A 17889-nucleotide genomic window follows, 5' to 3' on the forward strand; every position below is an offset into this window, starting at 1 on the left:
TAGAATTCGATGAAAGGGAGGTGGAAGAATGACCAATGAGACAGAGGCGGTTCAACTGCGAATCGGCAAACGGGAACGGCTTTATTTCTGGTTGCTCCTGCTGAGCACACTGATTACAGGATGCGCTTTGATTGTCGGAGTGCTGGCGCTCGGAACGCTTGGTGTCGCTTTACTCGGGCTTGTCCTCGGTTTGCTCGTCGCGATTTGGATTCGCCAATGGGTCCGAGTGATGACGATTCGGACGGAAGGTGTTTTCCTGAGTGAGACCCAGCAGCCACTCGTTTATGCGGAACTTCGTCGTGATGCAGAACGGATGGGATTCTGGAAAACACCAGAGATCCTGTTGACGCAGGATCCGAAGATGACACGACCACGGACGATTGGTTTGTTCCAAAAGTATATGCTGGTGTTGCCAGCAGATTATCTTTTAAATGAGACGACACGGTTTGAAATTCTGCGGGAACTGGCCCATTTAAAACAAAATCATGAAGAAAAACAGCTGTTGTTACTGATCGGGAGCTGGGTCCCATTCTTGCGTGCCGCTTACTTACGCGCTTGTGAAGAGACAGCTGATCGGTTTGCGCTCGCGCAACTGACTGAAGAGGAGAGAATTCCAGCCCTCGTCCGCTCGATTGTCGGTCCGGCGTTATGGCGCCGAATGGATGTCATGCACTACATAGAACAAAAACAACAAGCGCCGTCACTCGCGACAAGTATGAGTGAATTATTCCGTCATCAGCCATCCGTGTACCGGCGCTTGGCGGTTGCTGGATTGAAGACAACGGCACCCCGATTGGCGCGTGTGACAAGCGGTCTGCTTGTCAGTCTGAGTTGTCTGGCACTCGCCGGTCTTGTCTTCACCGCGACGGAGCTTGAGATGCCACAGGTGTCGGACTGGACACAGCCCGTTGTAGAACAAAATGATACAAAACAAGATTTAGGTGAATCAAAACTGATGGCCGCGATTCAAAAGGGAACGCTTGATGAAATCAACCAACTGATTCCGGAGAGTGACATGAAGGCGGTCGATGCGGACGGAGATACGGCCCTGCATTATCTCGGATACCGGAAGTCGAGCGAAGGGCTCGAGGCTGTTTTCCAAGACTTGCTGGCGGCCGGAAGTGACGTCGACGCTGTCAATGAGTTCGGAGAACGTCCGTTCATCACTGCGGTCTACAGCAACAACAAGGAACTTGTTGAGCTGTACCTGAAACGCGGCGAAGCGATCAACCAACGAGATGATGAGGAGTATACGCCGCTTCATCACGCGGTCGAAGGCGAAGGCAAGGAGACCGTCAAACTGTTGCTCGAGCGTGGGGCAGATCCGGCACTGAAGAATGCGGACGGCTACACGCCGTTGATGATGGCAGAGGAGTATGAGCTCGAGGACATCATCGTCTTATTGAAACAAAATCAAACGCAGACGCTATAAAAAAAGGACGATCTCCCTGAGTGGGAAATCGTCTTTTTGCTGATTAGTTGGCTTCGACTTTTGTATCGATGATACGACCTTCGATGTTGTAGTTGACTTCGCCAAGCGACTTCGTGAAGTCGCGGAGGTTTTCCCAGTCCGAGAGACCAAGATCCGTCACGCGGCCCGCTTTGTAAGCCACTTCAAACGGTGTCAGACCATCGCCGCCTTTTGCTGTGAAGGCATTCGTTGCGATGACGTATGATTTTGTTAGATCAATCGCTTCAAACATGCCGCCGTTGTTGACTTCCATCTTCGTGACACGGTTTCCTTTGGCGAGTTTACTGCTGTATTCGAACTTCATGCCCGATACGTGGAGGAATCCACCGTTTTCGATTGGTGCCACACCCACGCTGATTTCAAGCAGGTCCTTGATTTCCTGACCTGTCAATTTCACTGTCGCGAGCGTATTTCCGAACGGAAGCGTCGTTAAGACTTCGCCGACTGTGAGCGGTCCGGCATTGATGGCAGCCCGAATCCCACCACCGTTTTGCATCGCGATGACCGTTTCTGCGTTATACTCTTTTGCTTTTTTGAGCATACCGTCCGTGATCAAGTTTCCGAGTGCCGTTTCGCTGTTTCGGACACTGACTTCGCCACGTGGGTTAACGAGCTCGTTGACGATATTCGCGCCGACTTCTTCATTTTTCAACTCAGTGATTTGATCCGCATATGGCTTCAGGATTTCAGCAGCACGTGTATCTTCCGCAGCTTTTGCCACATCGATCAACGAACCGTTGTACTCTGTCAATTTCCCTTTGTAGTCAAATGTCAAATCCAGATTTCCGAGGAAATCACCATATTGGTACGCTTGCGCGATGATCGTTGGTTCTGTTTTACCCGGTATGATCGTCTCATCGACGACAACCGGTTTTTCCAGCTTGGTATGCGAGTGACCACCGACGATGACATCGATGCCGTCGACGTTACGTGCGAGCAACTGATCGTTGTCGACTGCTTCGTTATCGTCAAAACCAATGTGCGTCAAAGCGACGATCTTGTTGACACCACGGTCTTCGAGTTTTTTAACAGCGGCTTTTGCGCTAGTGATGTAGTTGGCAAATGCAACTGTTCCCGGACTAGCGATATCCGCTGTCTCTTCTGTCGTCAAACCGAAGAAGCCGATTTTTTGACCTTTGTATTCTTTGATGATCCCTTGATAAATTTGACCTTTTTCAGGACCGGCTGTGATGATTTTTTTCTGTAGACCGTTGAAGCTTTCATTTTTGCTGAAGTCCACGTTTGCCGTGATGAACGGGAATTTGGCTTTTGTGACGAAGTTTTTGAGTGCGATGTTGTTCTCCGTCTCTCCGAGATCAAACTCATGGTTACCGAACGTCATCATGTCGTATTTCATATAGTTCATCAGTTCAAGGTCAGCTTGACCCAGGAACTTATTGAAGTAAAGAGAGCCTGAGAAAACGTCCCCTGCATCGAGTAGGAGGGAAGGTTTGCCTTCCGCCCGGTACGCGGCACGGAGTTCTTTAATGACCGTTGCTCGTTTTGGTGCTTTATCGAGATTGGCGTGTGTATCGTTCGTGTGCATCAAGCCGATGGAGAAATCGTCTTTGTTGACGTCCAGCACGTTGATTTTTGCTTTGAGTGTGATCGTCTTACCGAGACGTGTGTAGCTGGCGACGGCATATTTCGTCCCGGCTTCGCTCGTATCGACTTTCGACCAGCGGACCGGTTTGTCATAGACACGGCCTGTCGCATAGAGGACGGCGAGTGTTTTTGGGAGTTCCGGTTTGTCACCGACATAAATCGTTTGTTCGCGGACGCTCTCGACGAATTTCACAGCATAGTTTTGGATAAAGATTTTGACTTCGATCGGCGATTTCTTCTTGCCATACGTTCCTTTGACCGTTTGATAACGGTTGAAGATATGACGATCATAACTTTTCCACGTAATTTTCTCGCCCTTGTATGTAGCAGGTAACTTGACCGGGGCACCTTTTGTGAAGACGAGTGACTTGAGTTTGACCGTTTTGACTTTGACATGCGTTGCTGCGGATACGGTAGTCTGCGCAACCGGCACGATTGCCGATGTCGTCAGGGCGACAGCAACGGCTGCCGCGTAAAGCGGTTTTGATTTGTACATACGTAGAAATCCTCCTTCAAAGTGGGTGTATGAATACAAGGTCGAAATGCGATCGTTGACCTCTTCTTCTACTATAAGTCGTTCTAGGTATCTGGTGCGATAAAACTTTTGTAAACTTCGTAAATTCTTAGGTCGGACGACATGACAACCCGGTAGAGACGTTTGTTTTAGGGAATGTTCTTAGGGCATTCGAACTAAAACCATAAAATGATAACGCTTTCATTATAATCTGTCCTATTAAAAAAAGAAACGAAAACCTCGACTGATTCGTTAAACATTTCCATTGTTTGAGAATGTGCCAGTGGTGTTTCTGGTAAGAGTTCTGTATGATGAAGAAACGAGGAAAACAGCGGAGGGAGGACGGAAAACACGATGAAAGAAACGGTTCAAGGGACTGTGATTTTAGTCATTTTATGTTTAATGAGTATTTTGTTGTTGTGGGGATTGGCCTCTCCGCCGACGACGATTGAATTTCCACTTCTATCCCATTCCAAGCCCGCTTTGATTGATGTCTTCCACATCATCGAAGCGGGTTTTTTAAGCGAATAGAAAGCTACAGTTTGGTGTCGGTTTGCCCAATACATTGACACGATTTTTAACGATGGCTAGAATTGATTAAGTGTATGGCATGTGATGCCTGCTTTTTAATATGAAACGAGTGACGTGAGAAGAAGGGGGGAGTAGAAAACGATGCAGGCCATTTGTCCTGCGCACGGGTCGATCGTTCGTTTGAAGAATCGCGAACGGAGTCCGTCTTTTTTCTTTTAGTGGATGCAACTGAACTAAAATACATGTACCTTTACAGATCGGAAGGAATTTATTATGTGGAAAGAAATGAAAAGTATCGTCCGCGAACAAGTGGAGAACTTCCCACTAATCCGTCGTTTGGCTCGTTATGAGATCAAATCGGCGCACGCGGAGCAACGGCTTGGTTTGTTATGGGAGCTGTTGAACCCCGGATTACAGATCTTTATTTATTGGTTCGTCTTTGGTGTCGGTCTGAAAGGAAACAAAAACGTCGACGGGGATATCCCGTTCATCGTCTGGTTATTATGTGGGATCGTCGTCTGGTTCTTCATCAATGATGCCCTGTTGCGTGGATCGAACTCGATCAACAGCCGCCTCGCGATGGTGACGAAGATGCGTTTCCCGATGAGTGCGATTCCGTCTTATGTCATTTTGTCACGAATGTATCAGCATTTCGCGATGCTCGTGATTGTCTTCATCGTCATCATGCTGAACGGAATTCCGATTACGTGGAAACTGCTTCAACTCCCTTACTATATGGCAGCGACGTATATCTTCGTCTATGCCTTCTCACTCTGCTTCTCGACATTGATTACGCTCGTAAAGGATATCCAATTGTTCCTCCAATCGATGATGCGGATGTTGTTTTATTTGACGCCGATCCTCTGGAACATCGAACGTTTCCCGGACGTCTTACACGGGGTGCTTCGTCTGAACCCGGTCTTCTATCTCGTAGAAGGTTATCGCGCGAGCTTGCTCGGCGGCGCTTGGGTCTGGCAGGAATGGCCGACCGGACTCTATTTCTGGAGTGTGACGCTGCTCTTGTTCACAGCCGGGACATTCTTGCACATCAAGTTCCGTAAATCATTCACCGAGCTCGTTTAAGGAAGGAAATCGCCATGTCTATGATAAAGCTCGACCATGTCACGAAACGGTTTGATATGGTTACGACTACAAAAGAAAAATTCAAATTGTTATTTAAGAACCAAAGCAAAAACGTCAAGACGTTCACGGCGCTCCGCGATGTCTCAATCGACATCGGTTCCGGGGAAGTCGTCGGTCTCGTCGGCATCAACGGATCCGGAAAATCGACGTTATCGAACTTGATTTCCGGCATCATCTACGCCAATGAAGGGGACGTCGCGATCAACGGAGAAGTTGCGATCATCGCCGTCTCGCAAGGCTTAAAAAATGTGCTGACGGGACGCGAAAACATCCACTTGAAATGTTTGATGCTCGGGATGGATGACGCGGAAATCGAACGCCGGATGCCCAGCATCATCGACTTCGCCGACATCGGAGATTTTATCGACCAACCGATCAAAAAGTATTCGAGCGGGATGAAGTCGCGGCTTGGTTTTGCGATCGCCGTCAATGTAGACGCCGACATCCTGATCGTCGATGAAGCCTTATCCGTCGGGGACCAGACGTTTTATAACCGCTGTATCGACAAGATGAACGAGTTCAAGAACGAAGGCAAGACGATCATCTTCGTCAGTCACTCTTTGACGCAGATCCGCAGTTTCTGTGAACGCGTCATCTGGCTCGAGTACGGACAAGTCAAGCTCGACGGAACGACAAAAGAAGTCGTGCCGGAGTACAAGAAGTTCCTGACTGATTATAAAAAGCTGACGAAAGAAGAGCAGCACCAGTACCGGAAAGATCGGTTGAAGGAACAAGCGCAACAGGCCAAACCGGGGAAACAAAACGTGGATGCGGAAGATACCGTCAAACATCCCGGTTGGATCTTATCCGGAATCAGCCTTCTTGCCGTCGCGGCAGGCGCCTTGATGGTCATCGATGAGACGCCGTCCTTCTCGACCTTTGCGGAAGCACTCTCCAACCTATTTTGATTGCAGACCATGGACATTCTTGTTCATGGTCTTTTTTTTGACGAAAACAGGGAATAGACGAGAGAAAAAAGAAATAAGTACAGAGTAGAAGTAAGTAGAGGAGCGGAGGGCGGTCATGAAAAAAATCAGAAAAGCCATTATCCCGGCAGCGGGACTCGGGACACGTTTCTTACCGGCGACAAAAGCAATGCCGAAAGAAATGTTGCCGATTCTGACGAAGCCGACGATTCAATACATCGTCGAGGAAGCAGTCGCAGCGGGCATCGAACAGATCATCATCGTCTCCGGACGAAACAAACGGGCGATCGAAGACCACTTTGATCACGCACCGGAGCTTGAGAACATCCTCCGGCAAAAAGGAAAGCTCGACTTGTTAAAAGAAGTCGATGCTTCGACGACGATGGCCGAGATTCATTACATCCGGCAAAAAGAACCAAAGGGACTCGGACACGCCATTTGGAGTGCCCGTCATTTCATCGGCGACGAACCGTTCGCGGTGTTGCTCGGTGACGACATCATCGTCTCGGAAAAACCGGGTCTGAAACAATTGATTGATCAGTATGAGGAACTGGAGTCCTCGATCGTCGGCGTCCGTCATGTGCCGACCAGTGACACGGACCGTTACGGCATCATTGATCCGCTGAAACAAGAAGGCCGTCGTTACCACGTCCGGCAGTTCGTCGAAAAACCGGTGCAAGGTACGGCACCATCAAATATGGCAATCATCGGACGGTACATCCTGACGCCGGCGATCTTTGCGTTTCTTGCCAAGCAAGAGGTCGGGTCAGGAGGCGAGATTCAGCTGACGGACGCGATTGAACGGTTAAATGGGCAGGAAGACGTCTATGGTTATGAAATCGACGGTGACCGGTTTGATGTCGGGGAGAAGATGGGCTATGTCGAGACGACGCTTGCCTTTGCCTTAAAGGACGCGGAAATTCAAGCCGATGTCAAAGCCTTGCTTCGCCGGCACGTCGAAAGCTGGACCGATTAAACAACAAAAGCAAAGCCCACGGGTGAGCTTTGCCTGGATCAGGTCTGCTTCTTATTCATGTACGTCTTGACGCGTGGTGCCGTATACGTGCGGAAACGTTCGAGTAACCGTTCCGGATCAGACTCGACGAGGAGCATCGCGGCGTGTTCCGGTATCAGGAAACCTTGTGTCTCCATCTGCCGGAACAACGTGACGAGCGGATCATAGTAGCCGTCGATGTTTAAGATGCCGCATGGTTTTTCATGTAAGCCAAGCTGTGCCCACGTGAAGACTTCAAAAAATTCTTCCATCGTCCCCGGACCACCCGGTAAGATGATGAATCCGTCTGCCAGTTCAGCCATCTTCGCTTTGCGATCGTGCATCGATTCGACGAGATGAAGCTCTGTCAGATTCGGATGTGCAATTTCTTTTTCTTGTAAGAAGTGCGGCAGGACACCGATGGCTTGTCCATTGGCTGCAAGGACTGCATCAGCGACAGCACCCATCGTTCCGACACGTGATCCGCCGTAAACAAGGTCGAGGTCATGACGTGCCAGCGCTGTACCAAGCGTTGCTGCTGCCTGACGGAAAATCGGTGTTGCTCCATCTTTTGAACCACAAAACACTGCAAGTTTTTTCATCCATAGGTCCCCCTTGTTAAAATCGTCTTCTGTCAACATATCATATCAGGTCGTGCCGAATAAGAGGGATCATGTATTGTTTCACGAAAAATAACAGACTGGACTACGTCAAACTGAAGGAGAAAAAGATGAAACCGAAAACCATCGTATGGCTCGTATTGCTGATTGCAGCAATCAATCTTGCAATCGGGATTTGGGTGCCGGAATCGCCGACGCGAACGACGATCAGCAGTGTGTTGCTTGGACTAGTCGTCTTACTCGGAATCGGTTATTTCATTGCCCTACGTCATTCATCGAAATAAAAACAAAGCCGTTTCGTTTGCTTCAGGCAAGCGAGACGGCTTTATTTATGTGTGATCAAAAGTATTTAAGAATGAAGGAATATTCTAAAAAATCTATTTTTATACATGATTTCGACATAAAGACGGATAAAATGTAAAAATTACGCATCTTTAGGGACATATGACCCAAGTCTAAAGTATCGGTAAGTGTAAATAATGTGCAAATCACACCAAATATTCGTATTCGAATATCCAAAGGGGGTCTAAGGATATATGATGTTGTTACAAAGCCAGTCAAAAATATTAGGAGGTTGTTACTCATGAACTTAAAAAAGAAATTAATTTTGACCAGTACAAGTGCGTTCCTTATATTAGGTTTAGGAATTTCTGCAACTTTAAATACGTCATTAGTAGCAAAAGATCTTCTACCACCTGAACATGCTGTAAAGCAAGTGGCAAAAGACCTTTTACCACCTGAGCATGTTGTAAAGAAAGTAGCAAAAGATCTTCTACCACCTGAGCATGTTGTGAAGCAAGTAGCAAAAGATCTTCTACCACCTGAGCATGCTGTGAAGCGAGTGGCAAAAGACCTTCTACCACCTGAACACTCTGTAAAGCGAGAGGCAAAAAAATTAACATAATATCTAAAACAAACATATAAAAGTCATGAATTATTCTTTATCGTAAGGGAGTATTTTTACTTTATTGTTTGTAGTAAGAATATTTTTATATTCTTCCATTCCAAGTATGTCAAATAATGTATAAGATTTTTGGTAAGCATCTTTAATCTTATACAAAGAGGATTTAGACATTTCTAACACATATCCTTTTTGATAAAAGAGTTGTCCTAGTAAAGACATGTCCTTAAATCTTAAGCTTAGATAAATACCTTCTTCAACATAATTTAGGGCTCTTTCGTATTGAGTTAACGATACTAGTATTTTTGAAATATTATATAGTAATCGAATTTTTTCTACCAACAGCTCTTCACTATCAAAACTTAGTGAAAGTAAGTCCTCATAAGTTTTTAAACTATGTCTAAAATTATTATTTTCTTGGTAGATTGTAGCGATTGAAGATTTTATACGGAACAACATTTTAGGTGAGTAATATAGTTTAACGTAGTTATTTGACAAACGCTGCAACTCAATAATACAAGTTCTATAATCAATTTTGTTTAATCTGAATGCACTAAGATGAAAATAAAAAGAATACAAAGATCGAAGTTCTTCACTTTTATCTAAACTAGCTATATGTTTTTTGGATGTTTGAAATATTTCGTCGTACTTTTTATTCTGAAATTTTGTTAATAGTTCATCATCAATAATTTTGATTGTTTCAAGCGTGCTAGATTGATTCAAGAATATTGTTAAGGGAACTTGTAGTCTTATCGATAATGCATATAACAAATCAACCGTCGGAGAATGTGTCCCGCTTTCAATCTTACTGATTTCCGCTTGGCTGCAAATCCCGTTCGCCAAATCCTTCTGGGTCAGATTATGTTTCTTACGAAGACGGCGAAGGGCGAGACCAATCTGCGGTGACGTGAATTGATCCATCGGGTTCTGTCCTTTCTGTCCAGTGGATTTGAGAAAACGATTTCCTTTTCATTATAGAAGGGAATTTGATGAGACACCAATCTTTTACTTCGAAAGTTCGTCAACGTGTTGTCTGCCATTTCAAACGAAAAGAAAGGGGTAACTCCTATGAATCTCACCTTTAAAGAATCGCGCCGAACCATGACTTCTTCGGGCTGGTGCTTAAATGCTGCTCATGTCTCGGTCGCACCCTTGGCAAGTCGGGAAATGGACCGGATCAAACCACCGGCGAAACGTGAATTAAAAACTTCATAACGACGTCTCTCGACGTGGCTTCATTCCGTCACTGGTCTGAAGCCTTTTTTTAAATCATCTCATCATCAAGTGAAAGGAGTGGGCATATGATTGGATTAACGATTCTTTCCGAAAGCCAAGGTTGGTTGCATCAACTTGATCCGACCCCTGAGCTCATCACGTTTTGTGAACAGCATCGTTTTTCGATGGATCGCTATGATTACGATCAGCATACGTTTTTGGATTTACTCGATTATATGGAGTTTCAAGAATTCGAACACTATTTATTTATCTTACGCGGACCGGGTGAACGGACGCTGCGACTCGTCGCGTATTTACAACAACGGATGTTACATGTCCAGTTCCACTTGATGAATGAACGGGGCGACGTGTTGTTTGGGGACCCATATTTCTTGAACGGAGGGCAGTTACCGCTTGAAACGTCCTACGTTTCTAAGCAACCGATTGCCTTACAAGATGCCTTGATGTCGTTGTTCACAGGTGTCTATCCGGATGCAGCGTCTCGTCATCCGCAACCGTTACGTCATGTCTATGTCGAGGAGACGGCATTACTTGATTCGATTGAGCCGTCCTTGTTTGATCAGATGACAATCAACAGCCTGCTTTACATCAATCAGTCGACCCGTCACGATTTGCCGGTGATTGAATTGATGAGTCGGACACCGGTCTTGCTGGCGTTTTCCGATACGGTGCCGTTTGAGATCAAGGAACGCCTGGCAGCATTTGATCGACAGGCGTTACAGCTGGCATTTCAGCAGTGGCATGACAAAGGAATCATTTCGAACGAGGAACACCGTGTGGGGATCATGGATTATGCGACACTTGTCGGACTGACCGTGTCACATCGTTTGTTTATCTTTAAAGGCGGGATTTTCGCGGATTACGGGCAACATCTTCAGCTCAGTGACTCGTTTGCCGTCAATGTTTGTCAGTTGCGCGAACGGCAACGGGAACAGTTCGAGGCGCTTGCACCGGTTGCGCAACTGACGCTGTATCCGCTCTTGTTCCAATTGGCATCCGCTTTTAAAGGAACGAGCCGGTTCGTAACGCCGTACAGTGATCTTGAACTGCCACGAACGGACGGGAAGATTGGTCCGCTGTCTATGGTCGGTATTCAAAACACGGAAGGCTGTTTTGCATTTGAACTGACGACGAACCAATTGTTTGAGACGGATGAAATTTTTCTTGCGATCCTCGAGGCCGATCAAAAAGAACGGTTCGATATCTTGCCGGAACGGCTGGGAGCAGACTATGAAGCGGCCATTCAGACTTATAAGGAGTTGATTTATCATGGATGATAGACCGTTGTTTGGTCCATTCTCAAGAAAAGGGAGTTACTCCCGTGTTGAGGTCCTCGATAACTTGTTTGCCGATGACCGCTTCGTCGCCTTGTATCAAGAAACTGTTGCCTTACCGGAAATCGACGAACTGATGTTACACCGTCGTTATCTTCGAAAAGAAGACCGTGTCCTTTTATATGGAACGTTTTCTCCTGACCTGTTTAATACGTTATGCCAAGAAGGCTATGACCTGTATTTGGTCGAACCGGAACTGAACCGGATCACTGGCATCTCGTCTCGTTATATGGACCGCGTCTATGGACTGAGTAATGAGTTGGTTGATGTGATGGGCAGCGGGGCGTTTGATAAGATCGTGTTGCCAGGGACGACGATTGCGCGGTACTCACGGGGAGAGTTGTTGTTGTTTTTCCGGAACGTCCGACAACTGTTGACGCCGGCGGGACAATTGCTCGTCAACATCCACAATGCGACCTATTTAAAAACACACGTCCAACCGATTGCCTCACGACGCATTCAAGGTTGTACGTTGTTTTACGGGCAAAAAGTCGACCGCAACCGTCTGATCTTTAATTTATATTTGAAATCGGGTAATGATGAGAAGGTCAGTTATGCGATTGAATATCTGTATGAGCCGGACACCTTATTTGAATTTGCGAAACTATCACGTTATACAGGCAGGACACTATATGCGGGAAAAACCGTCAGCATTCTTGAACTCGACAAAATAGGCTGAGATTAATCGATTCTGTATCCACTGGATGCAGAATTTTTTAAAATCCAAAATATCTCTTTAAATCAATAGAAATATTTTTTATACTGGTTTCAATAGGTCTAAAGGTGGGGTAATAAAAAGAACAGTTCCTAATCGTCAGAAGAATGTACGTCATCAAGAAAATCGGAGGATAGGTAAACGTTATGGATGAGAAGACGACACAAGCACGACAAGCCAGTTGTTTATCCTTTATCACAACGTTGTTTCCAGAGGAAACCTTTCAGTTCGTTGAACAGCAGACACTTCCGGATGCCTTTGGACATGCCGGAACGCATATTACGTTCAAATCAGCTTCACGTGAGTTGAAACTCAGTTTTGTCACTCAAGCACACAGTCGTTTTGAACGGGTCTTTTTAGCGGAAAAAACATCGGAATCACCCTTTTTTAGCCGGATGATGGAAGCGACATATGAAGATGGCCAGTTATACATTCATCATGTTTTGAAGTCCGATTAACGCACGAAAAAACACGATGAGATGTGGACAGGAATTCTCCTATCCATGTCTCATCGTGTTTTTTAGGTTTTAATTGACTGTAGTCCTTGTTGTAAGGCTTGATTGACCGACGTCGCCATATGATCGCGAACCTCTTGTGTGAGTAAGCGGCCGTTGAAGTACACTTCATTCGATAGTGTCAAATGGACAAGGATATCTTCTAAGATGGGCTTGAAATCGAGCGGCTGGGTCGGTTCGAGGGACTGGTCGATAAACTCCTGCAACGAAGGGTGTTGGACATACTTCGGATCAATGAGATCAATCACCGTCGTGTTCAAGGCCATAGCTAATCGTTCCAGGACCTGTGTCGTGGGAACTCGTTGTCCCCGTTCATAGGCCGAGATGGAAGTAACGGTTTCGCCACATCGTTCTGCTAAATGTTTTTGGGTATACCGGTGTTGTTTTCGTAGTTTCATAATTTTTTTTCCGAGAGCACGATTCACAGTACTCAACTCCTATTCTTACATCCGTACATCATAGTACTAAATAACCATTTTTATTATATTGCAAACCTTTGAGATGTAAAAAAAAGTTTTTCGTAAAAATTAATTGCATTATTATGTATTTGATGGAATTAAAATTCAGATAACTTTCATAATTTTGTCTATTTCAGGAATGACAGGAAAGGAGAACATGCTATTCTAGTGAAAGAAATAGTAATGGAGGTTCAGTTGTGATGAAAAAAATTCCTTGGTCGGGTTATGTGACGTTACTCGTCTTGATTATTTTGTTTATAGCGAGTTCGATGCCGTATGAAGAACAGTCACTCAAACCGGGTTTATCCCGTTATTTTAATCTAGATTTTGTGGAGCAACTGCGATTCATCTCGTTTGATTACAACGGGGAAGTGAGTGTGGCGGCGCTTGGAGCGTCGGGATTCGTTGAGTTTTTCATTCGTAAGTCGGCACATGTCTCGATTTTTATCGTCCTTGGTATCGCGTTGATCGATTTAACGATTCGCTTGGTGCGTCCTGTCCCGCTAGCTGCTGTATTTGCCTATACGTTAGCGATTACGATTGCCGTATTTGACGAATTCCATCAGATTCTGACCGGTGGACGGACCGGATTGATCCACGATGTGTTGCTCGATGGAACAGGGGCATTAATCGGGATTCTCTTCTATCTGTTGATTTGGAAAAAACGACCAAACCATCAACCGGTTCGTTCTACGTAAGTCTTCGGTCCTAGTTTTTTTGACGGTAGCAGGTTTTATTTGATTGAGGTCGAATCCTTAACGCTAACACCATTAACTAAAAGGAGCGAATCGTATGAAAACACCTCATCTATTGATTACAAGTGCCGGACGTCGCGCAAAACTGGTCGACTATTTTGTCAGAGACTGGACAACCGGTCGTGTCAGTACGGCTGATTGTAATCCGTTAGCAGCCGCATTGTACATGACCGAGCACCACTATATCGTGCCGAAAATAGATGAGGTCGACTATATCGATCATCTGCTTCGGCTTTGTCAGACCGAAGAAGTGACCGCCATCCTGTCCTTGATTGATCCGGAACTTGGGTTACTGGCAGAAGCGACGGAACGTTTTCGGGCGATTGGTGTGACGGTCATCGTCTCCTCTCACGAAGCGTGCCAGCTCTGCTTTGACAAGTACGCCATGTATGAATATTGTCTCAGCCGAGGCATCGCTCATGCGCAGACGTATCATTCGATTGAATCGTTCCGAGAAGCACTGGCTCTGTCCGAAATCAAGTTGCCCGTTTTCGTCAAGCCGCGTAGCGGCAGTGCGAGCATCGAGGTCAGACGAGTCGAGACACTTGCAGAAGTCGAGCAACTGTTTGCGAAAAATAGCGGATTGATCGTTCAGGAACTGTTGGTCGGTCAAGAACTGGGGGTGGACGCCTACGTCGATTTGATTTCCGGCAAGGTCACGTCCATCTTCATCAAGGAGAAATTGATGATGCGAGCTGGAGAGACCGATAAAAGTCGATCCGTCGTCCGGGAGGATGTGTTCGAACTGGTCGAACAGGTGCTTGAACATTCTGGACTGGTCGGTCCGCTGGATTTTGATTTGTTTGATGTCGATGGTACGTTGTATCTCTCGGAAATCAATCCACGGTTTGGCGGCGGTTATCCCCATGCCTATGAATGCGGCGTTAATTTTCCGGCACAACTCTTCCGTAATCTTCAGCACGAGATCAATCCGCCGCACATCGGAAACTATACGAGCGACTTGTATATGTTGAAGCACGATACGATGACACTGGTCTCGGCAGCGGCGTTACAACAAATGAAGCGTTAATACAAAAAAGGCACCGATTTCTTTACAGAATCAGTGCCTTTTTTATATACAGAAATACATTGGTATTAAGAAATCGAAATCCGGGAGCGTTTTAAACACTGGACAGCCGATGTCCAACTGCCGAACAAAGCGTTGATTGTCGAGGTACTTGGAACAGACCGTCCTTCCGCCCATTTCCGGTAATGGATGATACTGAGGGACGGAAGCTCACGCTGCGCCTGCGTCAGAGCTTCGAGCACGTCTTCCTCGACCCATTTCCGGCGAGGAGGGGCAATGTCAAGACAGGCGAGGGCATCGACCCACGACCCATATTTTCGGGCAATCGTCGCGACCGTCGGATGTCCGTTTTCCTGCGCCCAAATCGAGTAGGTCTGGGTCGTTAAGCGCGGAAGAACGTCCGATGCTTCGAGGAGCGCGTTGATGATGCGTTCTTCTGTCATGCAGATTGAACGCGTCATCTCAATGTGTGCTTCCTCAAGGGCCCGTGACCATGACCCGAAACGCAGATTGATTAAGGTTAAAGAAGGACCGTGCTTTGCTTTGGCCCATTCGCGGTAGCTGTTGCTGTGGAATGGGTGCAACCGCTCCGATGCTTCCTTGATAAAAGCGAGGATTTCCTGATCCGAGTAGTACGGCCGAATCGATGACAGTCCGGCAGCATGTAACGCTTCACGCCATGAACCGAACACGTTGATGATCGTCGTGATGGAAGGAATTTCTTTTCCAGTCGACCAGCGGGCATACGTTTTGGCGTCTAAGGCAGGATAAGCGATGCTGGCTTCGATTAAGCTGTCGATTACTTGTTGTTCTGTCCATTTCTTCATGATGTTATACCCCTTTCATGTAGGTGTTCGTCTAGGTGTGGGTACTTTCTTGTGAGGTTGTGCGACGGCGTGTCGCATAAATCAGCAAACTGAGCCAAATGAAGTAAAATCCACTCGGTCGGACGAGTACGCTTTCTGTGAACTGAAGAAACAGCAACCAAAGACTGAGCACGAGCAAGGCAATCGATAAGGAATCATCATAACGGTAATCCCGAATCAATCGAACGAGTATCAGGAGGAACGAAACGAGATAGAGCAACAGACCGACGACGCCCAATTCATACAAATAGAGGATCGGTGTGCTGTGGAACGTATACAACGTGCTCGGACCAAGTTGTTCTTCGAGTCCAACAGCAGAAGAACCGAGTCCGTGTCCAAACCAAAGGCGGTCGGTGGAAGCCGCAATTCCTGCCTGCCAGAGTGCACTGCGTCCATTGAGACTGATCACTTGTGAAAACAAGGCTTGGTTAAACGACATCGAGAGAAGAACGATACCTGCGCCAAGCAAGTAGAGCGCCGTCACTTGGTAGCGAAGCCGTTTCCGTTTTAACCGTAAGACGGTTGTCAGCAAGCCAAGCAGGAAAAAGGAGTAAATCCCGGTCTGGGAGGCACTCAGGACCAACCCAATCATGATCAGCAACAGGAAGCTTCCGAACAAGAGACAGGAACGCCATCTGTTCCGGGCAAGCGACTGCAGGACATACATCCAGGCGATGAGTCCACCGGGAACGAGCCAAGCGGCAAAGGTGTTTGGATTATTCGTCAGGCTGGCCGAGCGGAGAAAGCTGCCTTGTTCTCCGACATACAGCTGAGATAAGGAAACGGGACCAAGTCGTAACGATTGAATGTTATCGATTGGTACATAATGTTGACCAAATGAGACGAGTAAGGCATATGCTGCAAGAAATAAGGCCTGATACAAGAGAATGAGGTTCATCAACTGAAACCAGCGAACGAATGGGCAAGCGGTAAGTGATAGGACGATGATGACAAAAAGCCACGTCGTAAACAGATGGAGTAACGAAAGCGAAGAAGCGGTAGCTGGACGAAACAGAAAAACAAGCGTGTGAAAGGTGAGGTAGATCAAAAACAGGGTGACGAGTCGTTGCGTCAAAGCACGTGGTGGAAAATACAAGGGACGGGTGATGAGATAAAACGTCACGAACAGAGCGAGATAGACAACGGCGATCCAGACGTTCCACTGATGCGGCAGGACTTCGTCCGTAAAAGATAAAGGACGGGTCCATAAATCGATCGTTACCCAAAGGGCTAGGATGAATAAGCCAATCGATTCAGGTATATTGACTGATTTTAACATCATTACTAATCTCTATCCACCCTTCATATAGGACTTATTACCGAATTTCGCACTTATTAATCATCAAATTGGTATTTACCCTTAATTTTATGAAAGTCATGCAGTTTATTGGGATGATTTTGATGAAACGACGATCATTTTTATGTGAATCGTCTTTTTTTCGTGAATCAATCTTTTTCGGTGAGTTAACGATACGCGGGCATAATGACTCCTCAAAAAAATATAATCATTTCCACCAAGCTCTAATTGTTTTGGTAGCCGTTTGGAAATAAGGTGTAAGCATAACCAATGTCCATCCAACGTGTCAGGTAACGAGAAAGAGGTGAACAGCGTGAGCTCCATCCATCAAAAAAAGACATTCGGTGATCATTTGACGACATTGAAGAAGGGCTGGTGGATTCTCTGCATATTGGCAATTCTTTTTGCGGGTGCAGGATATGCGGTCAGCACCTACGTGATTCCTCCGACCTATGAGGCGACTGCCTACATCCTGGTCGTTCCGCAACAAGATGCGGAAGCGACAGCCACGACGACACTCGTCAGTACCTATCAAGATATCCTGAGAAGTCCGGAAGTCATCGATCAGGTCGCTCAAAAGATGGACGTGACCGATAAACGAATCTTTGACTTAACGGACCGCCTGACCGTCTCCAGTAACTTGGATTCGCAAGTCATCGCCTTATCCATCACCGATCGATCGGCGGAACAGGCAGCGATCCAAGCGAACACGATGACGGAAGTCTTTCAGGATTATTTACCTCAATTGATCAAAACGAGCAGCACGGAAGTCTTCTCGACGGCACGGATTCCGACAAAACCCGTCTCACCGAACATCCTCATGAACACAGCAATCGGTGGCATTCTCGGTCTCTTGTTCGGATTGTTGATCGTCTACTCCCGGGCCCTTGGAAAAAAGTCAGTCGCTGAAGAAACAAAAGAACCGGCTTACCCGCAAGCTGTCAGCCGCCCTAGCCGTTCATAACCAGAGAAAGGAGGAGC

19 protein-coding genes are annotated in these 17889 nt (G+C 46.5%); 13 read left to right on the plus strand and 6 right to left on the minus strand.

Translation table 11 applies throughout. The features are described 5' to 3' along the window. Window positions 1-28 precede the first annotated feature (28 nt). Window positions 29-1432, plus strand: a complete 1404-nt coding sequence (locus D3D03_RS10530) for an ankyrin repeat domain-containing protein (RefSeq protein ID WP_119923536.1) — start codon at window positions 29-31, stop codon at window positions 1430-1432. 43 nt (window positions 1433-1475) lie between these two features. On the opposite strand, the gene D3D03_RS10535 is transcribed toward D3D03_RS10530, so the two are convergent. After that, entirely contained in the window at window positions 1476-3572 is a 2097-nt protein-coding gene (locus D3D03_RS10535) for a 5'-nucleotidase C-terminal domain-containing protein (RefSeq protein WP_119923537.1), read from the minus strand. 372 nt (window positions 3573-3944) lie between these two features. On the opposite strand from D3D03_RS10535, the gene D3D03_RS16810 reads away from it, so the two are divergent. The 4 genes from D3D03_RS16810 (at window position 3945) to galU (ending at window position 7166) form a co-directional block, all read left to right on the plus strand. Further along, window positions 3945-4121 carry a hypothetical protein gene (locus D3D03_RS16810; RefSeq protein ID WP_199700015.1) on the plus strand — a complete coding sequence of 59 codons (177 nt, stop codon included), beginning with the start codon at window positions 3945-3947 and terminating at the stop codon, window positions 4119-4121. 273 nt (window positions 4122-4394) lie between these two features. Next, window positions 4395-5204 (plus strand): ABC transporter permease, encoded by an 810-nt coding sequence (locus D3D03_RS10540; RefSeq protein WP_028105643.1) that lies wholly within the window; start codon window positions 4395-4397, stop codon window positions 5202-5204. Between the two features lie 14 nt (window positions 5205-5218). Then, on the plus strand, window positions 5219-6172 hold the full coding sequence (locus D3D03_RS10545; protein WP_119923538.1) for an ABC transporter ATP-binding protein: 954 nt from the start codon (window positions 5219-5221) through the stop codon (window positions 6170-6172). A gap of 115 nt (window positions 6173-6287) precedes the next feature. Then, complete coding sequence (gene galU, locus D3D03_RS10550; RefSeq protein ID WP_119923539.1) at window positions 6288-7166, plus strand: UTP--glucose-1-phosphate uridylyltransferase GalU; 879 nt, start codon at window positions 6288-6290, stop codon at window positions 7164-7166. A 38-nt stretch (window positions 7167-7204) separates the two neighbouring features. On the opposite strand, the gene D3D03_RS10555 is transcribed toward galU, so the two are convergent. Then, window positions 7205-7786 (minus strand): LOG family protein, encoded by a 582-nt coding sequence (locus tag D3D03_RS10555; protein WP_119923540.1) that lies wholly within the window; start codon window positions 7784-7786, stop codon window positions 7205-7207. A 128-nt stretch (window positions 7787-7914) separates the two neighbouring features. Between D3D03_RS10555 and D3D03_RS16815 the strand changes: the two genes are divergently transcribed. Continuing rightward, entirely contained in the window at window positions 7915-8088 is a 174-nt protein-coding gene (locus tag D3D03_RS16815) for a hypothetical protein (protein ID WP_167331054.1), read from the plus strand. A 299-nt stretch (window positions 8089-8387) separates the two neighbouring features. After that, the gene (locus D3D03_RS10565) at window positions 8388-8708 is read left to right on the plus strand and encodes a hypothetical protein (RefSeq protein WP_119923542.1); all 321 of its coding nucleotides are present in this window, start codon (window positions 8388-8390) and stop codon (window positions 8706-8708) included. A 30-nt stretch (window positions 8709-8738) separates the two neighbouring features. On the opposite strand, the gene D3D03_RS10570 is transcribed toward D3D03_RS10565, so the two are convergent. Further along, window positions 8739-9626, minus strand: a complete 888-nt coding sequence (locus D3D03_RS10570) for a helix-turn-helix domain-containing protein (protein ID WP_119923543.1) — start codon at window positions 9624-9626, stop codon at window positions 8739-8741. 380 nt (window positions 9627-10006) lie between these two features. On the opposite strand from D3D03_RS10570, the gene D3D03_RS10575 reads away from it, so the two are divergent. The 3 genes from D3D03_RS10575 to D3D03_RS10585 all read left to right on the plus strand — a co-directional run bounded on the left by D3D03_RS10575 (window position 10007) and on the right by D3D03_RS10585 (window position 12448). After that, a complete protein-coding gene (locus tag D3D03_RS10575) occupies window positions 10007-11218 on the plus strand; it encodes a hypothetical protein (RefSeq protein ID WP_119923544.1) in 1212 nt (403 codons plus the stop codon). Beyond that, window positions 11211-11954 carry a hypothetical protein gene (locus tag D3D03_RS10580; RefSeq protein ID WP_119923545.1) on the plus strand — a complete coding sequence of 248 codons (744 nt, stop codon included), beginning with the start codon at window positions 11211-11213 and terminating at the stop codon, window positions 11952-11954. Before D3D03_RS10575 ends, D3D03_RS10580 begins: the two co-directional genes overlap by 8 nt. Before the next feature lie 182 nt (window positions 11955-12136). Next, a complete protein-coding gene (locus D3D03_RS10585; protein ID WP_119923546.1) occupies window positions 12137-12448 on the plus strand; it encodes a hypothetical protein in 312 nt (103 codons plus the stop codon). 62 nt (window positions 12449-12510) lie between these two features. On the opposite strand, the gene D3D03_RS10590 is transcribed toward D3D03_RS10585, so the two are convergent. Continuing rightward, complete coding sequence (locus tag D3D03_RS10590; RefSeq protein ID WP_119923547.1) at window positions 12511-12930, minus strand: helix-turn-helix domain-containing protein; 420 nt, start codon at window positions 12928-12930, stop codon at window positions 12511-12513. A gap of 233 nt (window positions 12931-13163) precedes the next feature. On the opposite strand from D3D03_RS10590, the gene D3D03_RS10595 reads away from it, so the two are divergent. Both D3D03_RS10595 and D3D03_RS10600 read left to right on the plus strand, forming a co-directional pair. After that, window positions 13164-13661, plus strand: coding sequence for a VanZ family protein (locus tag D3D03_RS10595; protein ID WP_233550694.1), 498 nt, complete (start codon window positions 13164-13166; stop codon window positions 13659-13661). A gap of 94 nt (window positions 13662-13755) precedes the next feature. After that, entirely contained in the window at window positions 13756-14748 is a 993-nt protein-coding gene (locus D3D03_RS10600; RefSeq protein WP_119923549.1) for an ATP-grasp domain-containing protein, read from the plus strand. 65 nt (window positions 14749-14813) lie between these two features. Here the strand turns inward: D3D03_RS10600 and D3D03_RS10605 are convergent, their stop codons facing one another. Beyond that, complete coding sequence (locus D3D03_RS10605; protein WP_026832008.1) at window positions 14814-15572, minus strand: hypothetical protein; 759 nt, start codon at window positions 15570-15572, stop codon at window positions 14814-14816. A gap of 31 nt (window positions 15573-15603) precedes the next feature. Next, window positions 15604-16893, minus strand: a complete 1290-nt coding sequence (locus D3D03_RS10610; protein WP_233550689.1) for an O-antigen ligase family protein — start codon at window positions 16891-16893, stop codon at window positions 15604-15606. Window positions 16894-17221: 328 nt separating this feature from the next. Here D3D03_RS10610 and D3D03_RS10615 point away from each other — a divergent pair, with 328 nt between their 5' ends. Beyond that, window positions 17222-17872, plus strand: coding sequence for a YveK family protein (locus D3D03_RS10615; RefSeq protein ID WP_026832010.1), 651 nt, complete (start codon window positions 17222-17224; stop codon window positions 17870-17872). Window positions 17873-17889: the final 17 nt, after the last annotated feature.

Origin of the sequence: Exiguobacterium sp. RIT452, assembly GCF_003598705.1 — a bacterium.
GTDB classification, from domain to species: domain Bacteria; phylum Bacillota; class Bacilli; order Exiguobacteriales; family Exiguobacteriaceae; genus Exiguobacterium_A; species Exiguobacterium_A undae.

Coding starts and splice junctions, on each gene's coding strand:
- D3D03_RS10530 (WP_119923536.1), top strand. CDS start 29: ATGACCAATGAGACAGAGGCGGTTCAACTGCGAATCGGCAAACGGGAA.
- D3D03_RS10535 (WP_119923537.1), bottom strand. CDS start 3,572: ATGTACAAATCAAAACCGCTTTACGCGGCAGCCGTTGCTGTCGCCCTG.
- D3D03_RS16810 (WP_199700015.1), top strand. CDS start 3,945: ATGAAAGAAACGGTTCAAGGGACTGTGATTTTAGTCATTTTATGTTTA.
- D3D03_RS10540 (WP_028105643.1), top strand. CDS start 4,395: ATGTGGAAAGAAATGAAAAGTATCGTCCGCGAACAAGTGGAGAACTTC.
- D3D03_RS10545 (WP_119923538.1), top strand. CDS start 5,219: ATGTCTATGATAAAGCTCGACCATGTCACGAAACGGTTTGATATGGTT.
- galU (WP_119923539.1), top strand. CDS start 6,288: ATGAAAAAAATCAGAAAAGCCATTATCCCGGCAGCGGGACTCGGGACA.
- D3D03_RS10555 (WP_119923540.1), bottom strand. CDS start 7,786: ATGAAAAAACTTGCAGTGTTTTGTGGTTCAAAAGATGGAGCAACACCG.
- D3D03_RS16815 (WP_167331054.1), top strand. CDS start 7,915: ATGAAACCGAAAACCATCGTATGGCTCGTATTGCTGATTGCAGCAATC.
- D3D03_RS10565 (WP_119923542.1), top strand. CDS start 8,388: ATGAACTTAAAAAAGAAATTAATTTTGACCAGTACAAGTGCGTTCCTT.
- D3D03_RS10570 (WP_119923543.1), bottom strand. CDS start 9,626: ATGGATCAATTCACGTCACCGCAGATTGGTCTCGCCCTTCGCCGTCTT.
- D3D03_RS10575 (WP_119923544.1), top strand. CDS start 10,007: ATGATTGGATTAACGATTCTTTCCGAAAGCCAAGGTTGGTTGCATCAA.
- D3D03_RS10580 (WP_119923545.1), top strand. CDS start 11,211: ATGGATGATAGACCGTTGTTTGGTCCATTCTCAAGAAAAGGGAGTTAC.
- D3D03_RS10585 (WP_119923546.1), top strand. CDS start 12,137: ATGGATGAGAAGACGACACAAGCACGACAAGCCAGTTGTTTATCCTTT.
- D3D03_RS10595 (WP_233550694.1), top strand. CDS start 13,164: ATGAAAAAAATTCCTTGGTCGGGTTATGTGACGTTACTCGTCTTGATT.
- D3D03_RS10600 (WP_119923549.1), top strand. CDS start 13,756: ATGAAAACACCTCATCTATTGATTACAAGTGCCGGACGTCGCGCAAAA.
- D3D03_RS10605 (WP_026832008.1), bottom strand. CDS start 15,572: ATGAAGAAATGGACAGAACAACAAGTAATCGACAGCTTAATCGAAGCC.
- D3D03_RS10610 (WP_233550689.1), bottom strand. CDS start 16,893: ATGATGTTAAAATCAGTCAATATACCTGAATCGATTGGCTTATTCATC.